General features: G+C 65.3%; 15 protein-coding genes and 1 riboswitch. Of the genes, 7 read left to right on the plus strand and 8 right to left on the minus strand.

Going from position 1 to position 15,268, the window contains the following annotated elements; genetic code table 11:
- Nucleotides 1–4 precede the first annotated feature (4 nt).
- Both ABD211_RS11000 and ABD211_RS11005 read right to left on the minus strand, forming a co-directional pair.
- Complete coding sequence (locus ABD211_RS11000) at nucleotides 5–733, minus strand: class I SAM-dependent methyltransferase (RefSeq protein WP_344128993.1); 729 nt, start codon at nucleotides 731–733, stop codon at nucleotides 5–7.
- A gap of 79 nt (nucleotides 734–812) precedes the next feature.
- Nucleotides 813–1,391 carry a sugar O-acetyltransferase gene (locus tag ABD211_RS11005; protein ID WP_344128995.1) on the minus strand — a complete coding sequence of 193 codons (579 nt, stop codon included), beginning with the start codon at nucleotides 1,389–1,391 and terminating at the stop codon, nucleotides 813–815.
- Between the two features lie 352 nt (nucleotides 1,392–1,743).
- Here ABD211_RS11005 and ABD211_RS11010 point away from each other — a divergent pair, with 352 nt between their 5' ends.
- The 4 genes from ABD211_RS11010 to ABD211_RS11025 all read left to right on the plus strand — a co-directional run bounded on the left by ABD211_RS11010 (nucleotide 1,744) and on the right by ABD211_RS11025 (nucleotide 5,031).
- Nucleotides 1,744–1,911 carry a hypothetical protein gene (locus ABD211_RS11010; RefSeq protein WP_344128997.1) on the plus strand — a complete coding sequence of 56 codons (168 nt, stop codon included), beginning with the start codon at nucleotides 1,744–1,746 and terminating at the stop codon, nucleotides 1,909–1,911.
- A 572-nt stretch (nucleotides 1,912–2,483) separates the two neighbouring features.
- On the plus strand, nucleotides 2,484–3,422 hold the full coding sequence (locus ABD211_RS11015) for a hypothetical protein (RefSeq protein ID WP_344128999.1): 939 nt from the start codon (nucleotides 2,484–2,486) through the stop codon (nucleotides 3,420–3,422).
- 1 nt (nucleotide 3,423) lies between these two features.
- On the plus strand, nucleotides 3,424–3,972 hold the full coding sequence (locus tag ABD211_RS11020) for a hypothetical protein (protein ID WP_344129001.1): 549 nt from the start codon (nucleotides 3,424–3,426) through the stop codon (nucleotides 3,970–3,972).
- A gap of 27 nt (nucleotides 3,973–3,999) precedes the next feature.
- Nucleotides 4,000–5,031, plus strand: coding sequence for an NAD-dependent epimerase/dehydratase family protein (locus ABD211_RS11025; RefSeq protein ID WP_344129003.1), 1,032 nt, complete (start codon nucleotides 4,000–4,002; stop codon nucleotides 5,029–5,031).
- 58 nt (nucleotides 5,032–5,089) lie between these two features.
- On the opposite strand, the gene ABD211_RS33875 is transcribed toward ABD211_RS11025, so the two are convergent.
- Both ABD211_RS33875 and ABD211_RS11030 read right to left on the minus strand, forming a co-directional pair.
- Complete coding sequence (locus ABD211_RS33875) at nucleotides 5,090–5,842, minus strand: nucleotidyltransferase family protein (protein WP_425560392.1); 753 nt, start codon at nucleotides 5,840–5,842, stop codon at nucleotides 5,090–5,092.
- 43 nt (nucleotides 5,843–5,885) lie between these two features.
- Complete coding sequence (locus ABD211_RS11030) at nucleotides 5,886–6,989, minus strand: NUDIX hydrolase (protein ID WP_344129005.1); 1,104 nt, start codon at nucleotides 6,987–6,989, stop codon at nucleotides 5,886–5,888.
- A gap of 355 nt (nucleotides 6,990–7,344) precedes the next feature.
- Between ABD211_RS11030 and ABD211_RS11035 the strand changes: the two genes are divergently transcribed.
- Nucleotides 7,345–8,334 carry an SDR family oxidoreductase gene (locus ABD211_RS11035; protein ID WP_344129007.1) on the plus strand — a complete coding sequence of 330 codons (990 nt, stop codon included), beginning with the start codon at nucleotides 7,345–7,347 and terminating at the stop codon, nucleotides 8,332–8,334.
- Nucleotides 8,335–8,555: 221 nt separating this feature from the next.
- On the opposite strand, the gene ABD211_RS11040 is transcribed toward ABD211_RS11035, so the two are convergent.
- From ABD211_RS11040 to ABD211_RS11050, 3 genes are all read right to left on the minus strand, one after another.
- On the minus strand, nucleotides 8,556–9,752 hold the full coding sequence (locus ABD211_RS11040; RefSeq protein WP_344129009.1) for an RCC1 domain-containing protein: 1,197 nt from the start codon (nucleotides 9,750–9,752) through the stop codon (nucleotides 8,556–8,558).
- A 135-nt stretch (nucleotides 9,753–9,887) separates the two neighbouring features.
- Nucleotides 9,888–10,775, minus strand: coding sequence for an SMP-30/gluconolactonase/LRE family protein (locus ABD211_RS11045; RefSeq protein ID WP_344129011.1), 888 nt, complete (start codon nucleotides 10,773–10,775; stop codon nucleotides 9,888–9,890).
- Nucleotides 10,775–12,499: an IlvD/Edd family dehydratase gene (locus tag ABD211_RS11050; protein WP_344129013.1), complete on the minus strand. Its 1,725-nt coding sequence runs from the start codon at nucleotides 12,497–12,499 to the stop codon at nucleotides 10,775–10,777. The genes ABD211_RS11045 and ABD211_RS11050 overlap by 1 nt, the downstream gene beginning before the upstream one ends.
- 25 nt (nucleotides 12,500–12,524) lie before the next feature.
- Here ABD211_RS11050 and ABD211_RS11055 point away from each other — a divergent pair, with 25 nt between their 5' ends.
- The gene (locus tag ABD211_RS11055; RefSeq protein ID WP_344129015.1) at nucleotides 12,525–13,409 is read left to right on the plus strand and encodes a fumarylacetoacetate hydrolase family protein; all 885 of its coding nucleotides are present in this window, start codon (nucleotides 12,525–12,527) and stop codon (nucleotides 13,407–13,409) included.
- Nucleotides 13,410–13,412: 3 nt separating this feature from the next.
- On the plus strand, nucleotides 13,413–13,760 hold the full coding sequence (locus tag ABD211_RS11060) for a nuclear transport factor 2 family protein (RefSeq protein WP_344129016.1): 348 nt from the start codon (nucleotides 13,413–13,415) through the stop codon (nucleotides 13,758–13,760).
- A gap of 3 nt (nucleotides 13,761–13,763) precedes the next feature.
- Here the strand turns inward: ABD211_RS11060 and ABD211_RS11065 are convergent, their stop codons facing one another.
- Nucleotides 13,764–15,095 (minus strand): aminotransferase class V-fold PLP-dependent enzyme, encoded by a 1,332-nt coding sequence (locus ABD211_RS11065; protein ID WP_344129018.1) that lies wholly within the window; start codon nucleotides 15,093–15,095, stop codon nucleotides 13,764–13,766.
- Between the two features lie 16 nt (nucleotides 15,096–15,111).
- Nucleotides 15,112–15,225, minus strand: a riboswitch (SAM riboswitch).
- Nucleotides 15,226–15,268 lie beyond the last annotated feature (43 nt).

Raw genomic sequence — 15,268 nt, forward strand, 5'->3', positions numbered from 1 at the left:
CGGGTCAGCCGTCGTGGCGGAACAGGGCTGTCCACAGGACCTGCTCGCCGAACCGGGGCGAGTCGGCGGGCTCGTCGCGCATGCGGCGCAGCTCGACCTCGGTCAGGTCGGCGAAGATCCAGCGCAGTGCCTCCGGGGTATAGGCGACGCCGCCCTGCAGCCCGCCGTGCCGGTAGAAGTCGGCGTCGGTCAGTTCGGAGCCCATCGCCCCGGAGGCGAAGCAGCTGAGCCCAAAGTGGCCGCCGGGGGCCAGCGCCCGGGCAAGCAGCGCGCGATAGCTGACGCGACGGTGCGGTGGCAGGTGGTGGAAGCAGCCCGAGTCGTAGATCAGGTCGTATGGGCCGGCCGGGGCCGTCTCGGCGAACGCGTCGACGCAGTGGAACGCGATGTCGAGTCCGGCCGCGGTGGCCCGATCGCGGGCCCACGAGATCGCGGCGGAGGACAGATCGACGGCATCGACCTCAAAGCCCGCGGCGGCCAGGTGCAGCGCGTTGCGGCCAGGACCGCAACCGAGGTCGAGGGCGCGGCCGGGGGTGGCCAAACCGCGGTCGAGGTACGACACCAGGTTCTCATCGGGCTTATCCGCGAACAACGGCACGGGCTGGTCCCGGTCCGCGTAGAAGTCGTCCCACCAGTCGGCGCCGGCGCCTGACGTCCACCGGTCGGCACCGGGCGCGAGCAGTCCGTCCAGCAGTTTCAGCACGTCCTCGACGTCGCGGATGTCGCGGTTCATCGGGCCTCCCGCCGGTCAGCTTAGTGCTGCCGGTCCGCATCGCGCCGCGTGGCGACGGTGCAGACAACATCGCCGCCCACTACGGGTCCATGGTGCGGATGACGCGGGCCGGGTTGCCGACGGCCACGACGTTGGCGGGCAGGTCGCGGGTGACCACCGAGCCGGCGCCGACGACTGTGTTCTCGCCGATGGTGACGCCGGGCAGTACGATGGCGCCGGAGCCGAGCCACACGTTGTCGCCGATGGTGATCGGCTTGGCGGCCTCCCACTTGTCCCGGCGCGGGCCGGGCTCGATGGGGTGGGTCGGGGTGAGCAGCTGCACGTTGGTGCCGATCTGCACGTCGGCGCCGATGGTGATCGGGGCGACGTCCAGGGCGACCAGGCCGAAGTTGGCGAACGTGCGGGCCGCGATCCGGATGTGCCGGCCGTAGTCGACCCGCAGCGGCGGGCGGATCTCGACTCCCTCCGCGACCTCGCCGAGCAGTTCGGTCAGCAGGCGGCGACGCTCGTCGACATCACGGATCGGCGTGGCGTTGAACCGGTCCATCAGGTCCATCGCGCGCAGGCCGGCTTGGGCGAGCTCCGGGTCGTCGGCGATGTACAGGTCGCCGGCGAGCATCCGCTCACGCATCGACCGCGCATCGGAAGGCCTGGTCATAGGCACTACCGTACGCGGGAACGAGGCGGCTTGTGCCGTAGGACGCGGCCTGGCCGGCGATGATGGTGATGGGTGACCGTCACTACGATGGCCGGATGACCCCTCCGATCGGCGCCAGGGGCCGTGCACCGGTTCTTCGCCCGGGGCATGCTCGTGTTCGCCCGTGTGGCGCGGGTGGTCGGCAACGACGAGCGCGGCCACCGATTGTGGTGCCAACGGGGGACCGGCCGCCGTGGGCTGGCCGCGGCATCCGCGACATGCCGTTCGCCGAGGGGGTTGAGCGGCCGACGGAGCTGAGACTGACCCGCTGTGGGGCCCCGACATCTTCATACTGTTCCCCGACCACTACTGGGTGGACGACGAGCTCGCGGTGCGGGCCGAGGGCGAGCGGTTTGTGCCCCTCATCGAAGCCGGCGTCTATAGGTTCGACGGCACGTTCTGCGACTTCCGACCCGACCTGGCTTGGGAGTCCGCGTTCGTGATGCCCGGACGGTTGGGACCGACCACGCGAATGAATTGATGTTCGTCCTGTCGGTGAACGGGGCGAGTCTCATGGAGCGCGATTGTCGTGCGTTGCGGCCTCGGATCTTGACAGAACCGGCCCAGAAACAGTGAAGCTCACGTCTACTATCTACCGAACCCGGGAGCATTCGAACCTAGAGCCGTGATGCCCGAACCGATCGCGTAAAGCTCGAGATAGCACAACATGATCCACGTCGTGCGGTTCCAATGCCAGAGTTCCAACTGCCACCAGGCAATTGCGCTCAGATACTGTCAGAACGATCAACCTAGCGGAGTTGTCGGGAGTGTGGCGACATACCTCAATTGAGCAGTATCCCCGCAACTTTCGCCAGGTCGCCGCGGCATGCTCGGCGACATCTCCGTGGCCGCTCGACCTATATGGCGCATAGACGAGTGGCGTGCGTAGGACCGTCCATCAAGACTCTTGGTCCCGATGACTAACCTTTCGCAGGGCGGCCAAAGCACGTTAAAACGATTACCATCTTTGATGGAATGCGGACCCGGCCGAAGATCAAAATACGCGGTGCGTCGATTCTCACGCTTGCCGTCCTAAAGTAGGGACACATAGACATGAAATTGCTAGCCCGCATCGGATCGACCGTCAAACTGCAACTTGACTGGATCATCACGGTGGCCCTTGCAGTGGGCGTGTCGATCCTGGGGCTAGTTGATGGCGTCTCGACAAAAACGGTGCTGACGACCACCCTGCTTGTCCTCGGCGTCTTCGCGGTTGGATGGATGCGGGACCGTGTAGCAGCGGACCAGTTGCGGAAGGACCTAAAAAACCTCCCACAAGCCGTTCACAATGCACTCACCGGCAATCAGTTGCTAAATCAGGCGCGTGTCATCGGACTTTCGGCGGTATACCCGAACGCAATCGACAAGAATTGGCTTCCGGAAATTGAAGCAGCCCGCGAGGTCAGAATAGTCAAACTCAAGCTGAACCTAACGGAGAACCCTGACTATCTACAGGCGCTGTGTGCCGTGTTGCGGCGAGGCGGCAAAGTGACAGTTGTTATGGGTGATCCCCGTGCGCCAGCGATCTGGTTGCGGTACAAGGAGGAACCGCATGGCCTGCCGGGCGAGCGAAATACCGAAACTGCATGGATAAACGGACTGGCGGAACTGGCCGTTGAAGTCGCGCGGCTTGAATCGTGGAGGCAAAAGCTTCTGTTGGTCGCAGCGCATCCGAATCAAGTTTACATCGGCCTTTCCACAGCATACCCTACACACGCGTATTACTGCTTTGACTCAACGACATATGTTTACCACTACGCGTACATGGCTAGGGGCTACTATTCGCCGATGTTTGTATTCGATGAGCATACAGCGCAACACTCGCTTGTCGCGCAGGGTTGCGCTGCGTTGATCGGGGATTCGATCACATTAAGCTCCAAGGTCGCGGCAGACATTGCGCGGAAGCTGGCAGCAGGCGCATTCGCGGACGCACGAGTCAACTCGAGTACTATAACCGTGACTCATAAATCTTCCGGCGCTAAGGGGATCTGACGTGGTACTGGGCATTATTCTTCTTCCCGATGACGCGACGTCGAAGAGGATTTCTACCTACTCGGATCGGCTGGCTCAATCTGGTGAGGCGACAATGCGGCTTGGCGACGGAGCGCCGCCCCATGTCACCCTACTCCATGCCGAGTTCCAAAAGGAGAATGGGGCTGAATGGTGGGATGCGCTCCAGTCGCGTATACCGACTGACATTTCCTGTTCACTTGCTGGGCTGCTTTTTCAGGAGATTCCGACTGGTGACTATTATGTTCCGGAGGGAGGAGTGTCCGCAGGCATTGAGATCGTGCGAACGCCGCTGATTGACCTTGCCCACAAGATAACGCTCATGTTTGCCCAAAAGCTTGGCGCGTCGCCCCTAGGCGCCTTCGGTGATCAGTATCGTCCCCATATAACGCTGAACATCTTTAGAGCCTTTCCGGCCGGGCAACTCGTATTTGATGGCAAGCTTCTTTCGGGTGCCCTTTCGCTAAAGCTCGCGCTTGGCCAGCTTGGGCCGTACGGCACTTTTCCAAGAGTTCTTGCGGTACGTGGTTAAGGTCGGTTTCTGGCGATTGGTGGCCCAGTGAAGATCATTGTAACGGGAAACGAAGGTTACATTGGATCGGTTCTCACGGATGGCCTAATAAAGCGCGGCCATACAGTTGCGGGCTTCGATAATGGATGGTTCTCCAAATGTGTGGCGCAGATAGTGCGTGATCCGCCTATGACTATTAGAAAGGATCTGCGCGACGTGGTCTCCAAGGACCTAGCGGGTGCGCAGGCGGTGATCCATCTAGCCGCGTTAAGTAATGAGCAATTCGGCTGCTGGAATTCTCACATCACGAATGCAATTAATGTTGCTGGCACGTTACGCTTGAGCCAGGCCGCAGCGGATGCCGGCGTTGAGCATTTGGTCTTTGTGTCATCCACGGCAGTCTACGGAAGGCGAGGTGCCGAGCTTGTCGATGAAACGGTATCGCCCCAGCCTGCCACTGTGTACTCAAGATCAAAGTTGGATGCGGAGCGAGCTATCTTGGCAGCGTCCCCCCGTACGATGCGAACGACTATCCTTCGACCAGCAAGCGTCTTTGGATTCAGCCCAAGATTCAGAATGGATCTGGCGGTGAACGAGTTCGTTACGACGGCTGTGACTTCGGGCATCGTTGAGATGCGGTCGGAAGGAACGGCTTGGCGGCCATTCGTTCACATAGATGATCTGTGTTTGGCGCTGATCGCAGTGGTGGAGGCGCCTGACGCCCGAGACCGGCAGAGAGTGTTTAACGTTGGCTTATCGCAAGAGAATTACCAAATCGCGGATGTGGCGGTAATGGTCAATAGTGTACTTAATGTGGAGGTTCGAAAGATCCCGACTCGAGATCAAGATGTGATAGGGCAGCGAGTCAGCTTCGATCGATTTCGGGAACAATTTCCGGCATGGCAGCCGGTTTGGACCTTGCCCGAGGCGCTTTCTAGTGTCGCCTATGAAGTCGAAAGGGCCGCGATCCCGTTGAAACGTGACCCGAGTATGTTTCGGCGGCTAGATTCGGTTAAAAAGTTGCAAAACTCTGGCTTTTTGGATGCGGACCTAAAAGAAATTCATCGTCCCAGTTCTTGATGTAGCTTATGGGGGCATGGCTAGCCTCGCTGAAACCTTTAGGCTCAGGCCATTGAGACTAACAAAATGGAAGCCATGAGAGATCGCCCGAACTCCATCGCTGCTCAGCGTGTACAACATCGGCCGGGTCAGTGATGCGAACAAGGCTCCCTTTATGTTCATATGCGGCGAGCCGGCGTTCAGTTGCGAGTTGTGGCAGGAGTGAAGTTTCCAACCCTTCGGGCGTAAGGCGGTCTAGCGCATCTGAACCGAGAAGTATAAAACCCAGGTTAACAGGCGACCCTAGCATCGGTTTCTCGCGGAAAGCGGTGACAATGTTGCGATCGGAGATGGTGACATGCCCGTACGGAGAGCGGCTCCGAGCCACAGTTACCGTGGCATCTGCCGACGAATTTTGGTGGCGTAAGATCAGCTTTTTGATGCTTATGTCCGCTAGCGTGTCACCATAACAGACGATCGTCGGTGGTTGCACGAGTTTGCGAGCCACTAGTAACCGCTGAGCCGCCGTTGCGTTGACCCCGGCATTTGAGATATGTAGTCGAGGCGACCTCCCTACCGCGCCGAGGTGCCGCTGCTGTCGATAGTAATTGGTGCCTTTCTGGCGGAGCCATCCGTTCTTGGCTAAGCAGTCCAGTATTGCATCCGAATAATGGCCAAGACATAAGCAAATATCTACTACGCCATTATTAATGAGATGTCCGATCAATTGAATTATCAAGGCCCGGGGCCCAACCGGGATAAGTGCCTTAGGATTAAGCGCGCCCATCCTGCGGCCTTCGCCGCCACATAGGATCAATGCTGATGGCGTCATCTTTGCCTATCTTCCGGCCGCCATTTCTACGTGACGAATACTTCTAATTTAGCATGTTGCGTGCTTGCCACAATTGGACTAACGATACCGACGCATGTGGCAGCCAGGTCCGTCCTAGCTTGTCGGTTCTACCTTGAGGTGCGATGGGCGATAATCCTTTCCAAGTGGCAATTACTTCTTTAAGTGATCGCTGTTGGAGAGGCAGCCAACCGATGGCTCTCGATTCCCATTCGCTTTCAGCATCCCGCTTGATTCGCAGTTCAATCTCGGCTTTGGTGAGACGAGATTTGACGTGGGCAAAGAAGTAGAAGCTTGCATCTCTGAGGTAGAGGCCGAACCACGAAAATGCGATGTGACCACCATAGTCCTCGGGCTTCAGTCCAATTTCCTCTAACAAGGCGCGTCGCGCAGCGCTGAAGCATGTCTCAGGACTAGGTTCTAGGTCGCCGGCGAACCGTTCGGTGCGCCAATTCATTGTCTCGTGGGCCCCGATTTGCCACGAGCGCGGATATGTCGTGACGCTATCTGAGCGCTGCAGGATTAGTACATCGCCTGATACGTCCAGAACGGATACGTTAATCACGATGTCTGACATGGGGGCTGATTCGGCTACGGAGCGGATGCCGTTCAGCTTTACTCGTTGGTAGACCATTTGTAGTTCGTTGAGATGCTCGGGGTTGCCGAAATAGTCCCTGACGGCAACGTAATCGCTATAATGGCCTTCTTGCACGGTAAGGAAGAATTTGGTCGTATCTTCTGATTCGCGGTCATCAATTTGATACGTGACGAGACTCGCGCACGGATTTCCTACGTGTCGTTCTCTGAGTTGGTGGCGTGCGCGATCGATCTCCTGGCTATCCACCCAGTCTTGCGGACGGGCGCGCGTCGTCGAAACCCGTGTCGGGCCGATGTTTTCGGATTCAGCTGGCATTGACCGAATGTTCCATCGCCGAATGCAGAGGAAGAGTAGGTCCTCAGGGTCAAATGCGAAAGCACGGTAACTCAACTCGTAGGCCTGCCGCGCTGCTCTAGTTCTGATGGCAAAGGTTAGCTTTTCATCTAGTTTCCGAAATGCCCTCTCAAAGTAGTGTGTTAGGAGTATTCCGCCGATGAACGCCATTGCGGGCACCGCCCAGCTGGCCTGCATCTAGGGGTTCCTCTCGAACGCGGCTAGCGGTCCTTTTATGAATGTTAGCGAGGAGTGTCAACGGGCGCCGTAGGGCTTACAAAGATCGACACAACGGACTCCAGGTGGTGCTCCACCCGACTTATGGTGCAACCGGGTAACGTGCGGTTCGTCGAGGACGTTCGGCCAGTCGGCTTCGCGGCTTTCGGGTCCGGCTGTCTGTGCGTAATCAGGCGTTCATGCTTCATCTATTCGAGGCTCGCCAACCACCACCCGGAGGCCAACGGCGCTGCGACGGCGTTTCCTACTGGCCGATTTCGCTGTTGTGCTATCCGCCCGTCAAGACTTCGATCGCCGGTGGGTTAGCGTGGCACGCGTGAGCGCACTCAAGGTCCTCTTCGTCGGCGGCAGCGGCATCATCAGCTCCGCGTGCACCCGGCTGGCCGTCGACAGCGGCATCGAGCTGTACGTCCTCAACCGTGGCGCGAGCACCCACCGCCCGCTGCCGGAGGGCGCGATCCCGCTGCGCGCCGACATCCGCGACCCGGAGTCCGTGCGGTCAGCCCTCGGCGACCTGGCGTTCGACTCGGTCGTCGACTGGGTGGCGTTCACCCCCGACCACGTGCGCACCGACATCGAGCTGTTCCGGGGCCGCACCCGGCAGTACGTGTTCATCAGCTCGGCGTCGGCCTACCAGACGCCGCCCGCCCGGCTGCCCGTCACCGAGTCCACCCCGTTGCGAAACCCCTTCTGGCAGTACTCCCGGGACAAGATCGCCTGTGAGGACCTGCTCGTGGCCGCGTACCGGGAGAAGGGCTTCCCGGCCACGATCGTGCGGCCGTCCCACACGTACGACAGGACGCTCATTCCGCTGGAGGGCGGGTGGACGTCGATCGCCCGCATGCGCGCCGGCAAGGAGATCGTCGTGCACGGTGACGGGACGTCGCTGTGGACGCTGACCCACCACACCGACTTCGCGCAGGGCTTCGTGCCGCTGCTCGGGCACCCGCGCACGGTCGGCGAGGCGTTCCAGATCACCTCCGACGACGTACTCACCTGGAACCAGATCGCGGACACACTGGCCGCGGCGGCGGGCGTTGAGGCGCGGATCGTGCACGTGCCGTCGGCCGCGATCGCGGCCGTCGACCCCGACTGGGGCGCGGGCCTACTCGGCGACAAGGCGCACTCGATGGTCTTCGACAACAGCAAGCTGCGCTCGGTGGTCCCCGCCTACCGGGCGGTCATCCCCTTCGAGCAGGGGGCCCGCGAAATCATCGCCTGGTACGACGAGGATCCCGCTCGCCAGCAGGTCGACGCGAAGCTCGACGCCCTCACCGACGACCTCGTCGCCCGGTTCCGCGTCTGAACGAGGGCCGACGAGAGCGCGCCGCCGAACGCCGGCAGGTGGTCACCCTGCCACCTACGATCGCCAGGCTGACGGCCGTGCGACACCCGGTGCTCAACCGCGGACGGGGAATTCGTCGGCATAGCCGACGAGCGCCTGAGTGCGAGCGTCTGATCCCTGGTCCCGAGCTGACCCGACCGCGAGGCGGGTCAGCTCGGGACCGGCGAGCGCTTGGAGCTGCGTCAGGGGAGCTGGGTGGGCTTTAGGCGGTTCACATAGTCGCCCAGTCCGAGTTGCGCTGAATCGTTGTAGCCCCAGCAGTAGACGGATCGGTCGTGAATGCCGCAGATGTGCCAGAAGCCCGCGGACAACCGCTGCCACCCGCTGTCGGCGGCAGCGGCTGGCGTCTTGCGGGTCGTGGTGTCGTTGAACCCGAGCTGGCCATGCCCGTTGTTCCCCCAGCAATACCGGGTTCCCGCACGGACACCGCAGGTGAAACTGCTGCCCGGTGTTACCGAGCTCCAGCCGGTCGACGTGCCGACCCGGGTGGGCACATTGCGGTCCTCGTTGTCACCCAGCCCGAGCGCGTAGGTACTGCCAGAACCCCAGCAGTAGAGGCTACTGTCGGTACGGATGCCACAGGTGTGCCGACTCCTCGTCACGACGGATGACCACTTGAACTCGTCGATGAGCCTGATCGGGGAGTTCCGGAAGTTGTAGTCGCCGAGGCCGAGCTCGCCATCGACGTTGTGGCCCCAGCAGTAGCGGGTGCCGTCGGTCTTCAAGCCGCAGGTGTGCGAATAACCGGCGGAGACGCTGGACCAGTTGAACTGGCTGCCGACCTGGGTGGGCAGCATCCGGTCCGCGTAGTCGCCGACACCCAGCTGTCCCTCATTGTTGTCGCCCCAGCAGTACAGGCCATGGTTGGTGGCCACGCCACACGTGTGGAAGCGGCCGGCTGACAGCGACAGCCACTTGGACTCCCCAATCCAGGTGCGGGGCGCGGTGCGGGCGTTCGTGTCGTTGATGCCGAGCTGGCCATAGTTGTTGTAGCCCCAGCAGAACCGGGTGCCGTCGGTCTTGAGCGCGCAGGTGTGAAAACCACCGAGGGTGACCGACTTCCAATCGGCGGAGGAAACCAGCGCAGGGCTCACCCGGGCGAGGGTGTCGCCCACGCCGAGCCTGCCGTAGTCGTTGTCACCCCAGCACCACAGGGAGAGATCCGATTGGATGCCGCACGTGTGGAACTCGCCGGCGGTGATCTCTACCCAGCTCGTGGCCGCCATCGCGGGGCTCGCCGTGGTGACCAGCCCACCACCGCCGACTATCGCGAGCAGCGCCGCCGCGAGCGCGACGAACCTGCGGCGGCGTCGTCGTGCCGGTGGGCCGGATGGGCTGGGCGGGAAGGGGACGGGGACGGTGGAGAGGACCTCGCTCATGGCGATCAGATTTATGGTTAGAAGTTTTTCATTGTCAACTAAGGCGGCCCGCGGACTGCCGGACGTTGCAAGGTTGCCGAGGTAGGGCCTGTCCCGTACGCGTGGCGCTCTTCGATGCGGGTGAAACGACGCGTACTACGTGCTGCTCGTGGCGAACGGCGTAGCCGGTCGACCGCGCCAGCCCGTACGCGCGACGAACACGCCGCCGGCGGCCGGGTAGCGGGCGACGTCGGACGCCGACATGTCCTCCGTCGAGGTGGTGATGAAGAGGTGGTCGAGATCGGGGCCGCCGAAGCAGCACGACGTGACGAGCGTGACCGGCAGGTGCACGGTCGTCGTCAGCCGCCCGTCGGGGTCGAAGCGGCAGACCCGCGCACCGCGGAAGAACGCCACCCAGACGCCGCCGGCCTCGTCGACGGTCAGGCCGTCCGGGATCCCCGGCAGGTGGGACACGTCGGCGAAGGGCCGGCGGTTGGACAGCGCACCCGTCGCCACGTCGTAGTCCAGGACGTCCACGCGGCGCAGCGGGCTGTCCACGTAGTAGCAGCGGGTCCCGTCGGGGCTCCAGTCGAGGCCGTTGCTGATGGTGGTGTCCTCGATGGCCGTGGTCAGGCACCCGTCCAGGTCGAGGCGGTAGAGGTTGCCCGCCCCGCTGCGCAGGTCGAAGGCCATGCTGCCAGCGAAATACCGGCCGGCCGGGTCGACGTTCGCGTCGTTCATCCGCAGGCCCGGCTCGCCGGCCAACGGCGACGCCAACCGTCTGACGATGACGCCGTCGCGGCACAGCGCGATGCCCTCGGAGTCGGCGACGACCAGCGAGCCGTCCGCCGCCGGGTGCACCGCGCCGACCGTGCCCGGGACCTCGAACGACGTGATGCGTCCGGTGGCCCACGCGAACTGCCAGACCCGACCGGCGGTGACGTCGACGAACAGCAGTACGTCGCGGCGCGGGTCCCACACCACGCCCTCGCCGTGATACGGGCGTACGTGCAGCCAGGGTGCGGTCAGGTGGACGTCGGACATCAGTGGGAGTCCCGGGGGACCGCGTCGCCCCGGGAGCCGACGAGGAAGTCGAAGTCGGCGCCGGCGTCGGCCTGCAGGACGTGCTCGCGGTAGAGCCAGCGGTACCCGGACCGGTCCTCCGGTCTCGCCTGGGCGGCCCAGCCCGCGGTGCGTCGGCCCAGCTCCTCGTGGGACACCAGGACGTCAAGGGTCCGCGCCGGCACGTCGAGCCGGATCCGGTCGCCGGTGCGGACCAGGGCGAGCGGCCCGCCGACGGCGGCCTCGGGGGAGACGTGCAGGACGACCGTGCCGAACCCCGTACCGCTCATTCGTCCGTCGCTGATCCGCACCATGTCGGTCACGCCCTGCTTCAGCAGGCGGGTGGGGATCGGCACGTTGGCGACCTCGGGCATGCCCGGGTACCCCTTCGGGCCGGCGCCGCGCACCACGATCACGTCGTCGGCCGCCACGTCCAGGTCCTCGTCGTCGCAGACCGCGTGGTACTCCTCCGGCGAGTCGAACACCACCGCGCGCCCCTCGTGTACCAGCAGATGCTCCGACGCGGCCGACTGCTTGAGCACCGCGCCGTCCGGGCAGAGGTTGCCCCGCAGGACGGCCGTGCCGCTGCCGGCCGGCTGCAGCGGCGCGGCCCAGGTGCGGATCACCTCGTCATTCCAGCAGGTCGCGCCCGCCACGTTGCGCCCCATGGTCTCGCCGGTGACCGTCAGCTCCTCGTTCAATAGCCCCGCCTCGGCGAGGCGCCGCAGCACCACGGGCAGCCCGCCGGCGTAGCAGAAGTCCTCCATGAGGAACCGCCCCGACGGCATCAGGTCAACCAACGTGGGTACCTGCCGGACCAGGTGGTCGAAGTCGTCGAGGGACAGGTCGACCCCGACCCGGCCGGCGATCGCGAGCAGGTGGATGACCGCGTTGGTCGAGCCGCCGATCGCCGCGTTGGCCCGGATGGCGTTCTCGAACGCGCCCCGCGTGAGGATCGCGCTCGGCCGGATGTCGTCCTCGACCAGCTCGACGATCCGCCGCCCCGCCGACTGGGCGGTCTCGTAGCGCCGGGAGTCGACCGCCGGCCAGGTCGCCGACCCGGGCAGCTGCATGCCCAGCGCCTCGGCCAGGCACGCCATCGTCGAGGCCGTGCCCATCGTCATGCAGTGGCCGTTGGACCTGGCCATGCACCCCTCGGCCACCGCGCACTCGGCCTCGGTCATCCGGCCCGCCTTCACCTCCGCCTCGAACTTCCAGACGTGGGTACCCGAGCCGACGTCGCCGCCCTGGTACTTGCCGTTGAGCATCGGCCCGCCGGTGACCATGATCGCCGGGAGGTCCACGCTCGCCGCGGCCATGAGCAGGCCGGGGGTGGTCTTGTCGCAGCCGGCGAGCAGCACGACGCCGTCGAGCGGGTTGGCCCGCATCAGCTCCTCGCCGACGAGCGCGACCAGGTTGCGGTAGAGCATCGCGGTGGGCCGCATCAGCGTCTCGCCGGTGGCCATGACCGGGAAGACGAGTGGGTACCCGCCGGCCTGCCACACCCCGCGCCGGACCGCCTCGGCGACCCGGTCGAGGTGGGCGTTGCACGGCGCCAGCTCCGACCAGGTCGACGCGATCCCGATCACCGGCCGGCCGTCGAAGACCTCCGGCCCGTGCCCCTGGTTGCGCACCCAGGACCGGTACAGCATGCCGGACCGCCCCTCGGCGCCGAACCACTGTTGACTGCGTCGCGTCGCTTTCATGGTCGACACAGTAAGGTCAGTTGCCATGTCGGTCCTACCCCCGAACATCGTCAGGTACCGGATGGCCGGCGCCCCGGACGCCCTCGTCGGGCTGCACTCCGACGGATTCGTCTCGCGGCTGCGCGACGTTTCCTCACTGTCGGAACTGTGGAGACTTCCGCTGGCGACCCTGCGTGAGCGGTTGGTGCCGGCGGGGCACGCCGTGCCCCTCGCGGATGTGGAGCTGCTCGCGCCCGTCGACGGCACGACCGAGGTGTGGGCGGCCGGGGTCACCTACCAGATCTCCCGCGAGGCCCGGGTCGAGGAGAGCGAACGGGCCGCCGACGTGTACCAGCTGGTCTACGACGCACCGCGGCCGGAGCTGTTCTTCAAGTCCCCCGCGTGGCGCGTGCGCGGCCCGCTCGCCGACATCGGCATCCGTACGGACTCCGAAGTGGACGTACCCGAGCCGGAGCTTGCCCTGGTCGTCAACGCGTACGGCGAGATCGTCGGGTACACGGTCTGCAACGACGTGTCCTCGCGCAGCATCGAGGGCGCGAACCCGCTCTACCTGCCCCAGGCGAAGACCTACTTCGGCGCCTGCGCCCTCGGCCCGTGGATCACCCCCGTCTGGGCGGTAGCCGACCCCTACGACCTGGACATCGAGCTGGTCATCACGCGGGGCGGTCGAGTCGGGTGGCAGGGGACGGCGAGCACGTCACAGCTGCACCGCCGGCTCGACGACCTGGTCGGCTACCTGCTGCGCGGCGACGTCCACCCGGACGGCGTGGTGCTCTCCACCGGCACCTGCCTCGTCCCGCCCGCGCCATTCACCCTGCACGTCGACGACACGGTCCAGATCACCATCGGCTCGATCGGCACGCTCACCAACCCCGTCCGGCGCGGCCTACCAACATCCGTGGAAGGCTGAGACGTGGACGAGCTGGTCCAGCACCAGGGCATCGGCGTCTTCAACGCGGCGTGGAACGCCCATGATCTCGACGCGGCGTTGGCACTGTGCCACCGTGACATCGTCTTCGAGACCACCGACCCGGCGCCCGATGGGCGTCGGGTCGTCGGTTCGGACGCGGTCCGCGCGGCGTGGGAGCCGATCTTCGCGAACATGGAGGGCCGGTTCGACTTCGAGGAGATCATCGTCGCGGGTGACCGGGTGATCCAGCGCTGGCGTTACGACTGGGGCGCCGGGCATGTCCGCGGCGTGGATCTGATCCGCTTCGAGGCCGGCCTGATCGTGGAGAAGCTGTCCTACGTGAAGGGCTGACCGTTATCCCGGCTCCTCGCACGGGCGCTGGTCGCCGGTCAGGAGCGCGCCGCCGAGCCAGTCGGGCAGGCGCCGGGTCTCCGGGACGGGCGCCCAGCCCGCGCCGTCATCGGCGTACCCCCATCGGGGTCCCTGCTCGGACAGTGAGCTGAGCGCGGACAGCAGCCGGTCGACGTCCTCCGTGGTGCTGCCGACGCCGAAGCTCACCCGCACGGCCGCCGGGACGCCGAGGCGGTCCAGCAGCGGGTGCGCGCAGAACCGGCCGTCGCGCACGCCGATGCCGTGCTCGGCGGACAGGTAGGCGGCCACCTTGCCGGCGGGCACACCGGCCACGGTGAACGCGACGAGCCCGACCGCGTCGACGCTGTCCGACCAGATCCGCAGCGGCGCGATGCAGAGGTCGGCGAGGCCGTCGACGAGGCGGTCGCGCAGGTGGCGCTCGTGGGCCTCGAGCGCGCCGGGCGCCAGCGCGGCCAGCTCCCGACATGCCCTGGCCAGCGCGGCCACGCCCACGACGTTCGGCGTGCCGGCCTCGTGGCGGGCGGGCGCCGGGGCCCACGCGGTGCGCTCGACGGTGACCTCCCGGACCGCCCCGCCGCCCGCGAGGTACGGCTCGGCGGCGTCGAGCCAGTCGCGCCGGCCGACCAGCACCCCGGCCCCGTAGGGCGCGTACAGCTTGTGCCCGGAGAAGGCGAGGTAGTCCACGCCCGTCGCGGCCAGGTCGATCGGTCGGTGCGGCGCGAGTTGCGCGCCGTCGACCGCCAACCGCGCGCCGTGCCTATGAGCCAACGCGGCGAGTACGTCCAACGGCAGGCGTTCGCCGGTCACGTTGGACGCGCCGGTGACGGTGACGAGCGCGGCCGGCCGGCGGATCAGCTCCGCCTCGAGCGCCTCGAGCGTGGCCGCGATCGTCGGTTCCGCGGTGACGACCCGGTCGCCGCGCCGCTGCCAGGGCAGCAGGTTGGCGTGGTGCTCGATGTCGAGCAGCACGGCCTCGACCGGCGCGGCCGAGGCGAGCAGGCCGAACGCGTCGGTGGTGTTGCGGGTGAACACGACCACGTCGTCGGGGCGGGCGCCGACGAACGCGCTGACCGCGGCGCGGGCGTCCTCGTACAGGGCGGTGCACACGCGGGAGAGGTAGCCGGCGCCCCGGTGCACGCTCGCGTAGTGGGCCAGCACCTCGCCGACGTGCCCGGCGACGGCGGCCAGCGCGGGCGCGCTCGCGGCGTAGTCGAGGTTGGTGTAGCGGGTCTCGCCGCCGTCGACGAGCGGCACGCGCGCGTGGGCGCCGACGACGGGGAGCAGGGCGGTGGGTGCGATGGATGGTGCCGTCACGGCAATGACCCCCAAAGGTCCGCGCTTGCGCCGCCCCGGTCGGGGCGGGCCGTGTCATCACCCGGGGCACCCCACCGCGGAGGAGGGTTGCCGGCCAACCAGCCGGGGCTTCACGTTGGCACTCGTGACAGCAGTGACCTTAGCAGACGCATCGCGCGAAGCGAATGTCGGTC

The sequence above is a fragment of the Luedemannella flava genome, from assembly GCF_039528515.1.
Classification (GTDB): Bacteria; Actinomycetota; Actinomycetes; order Mycobacteriales; family Micromonosporaceae; genus Luedemannella; species Luedemannella flava.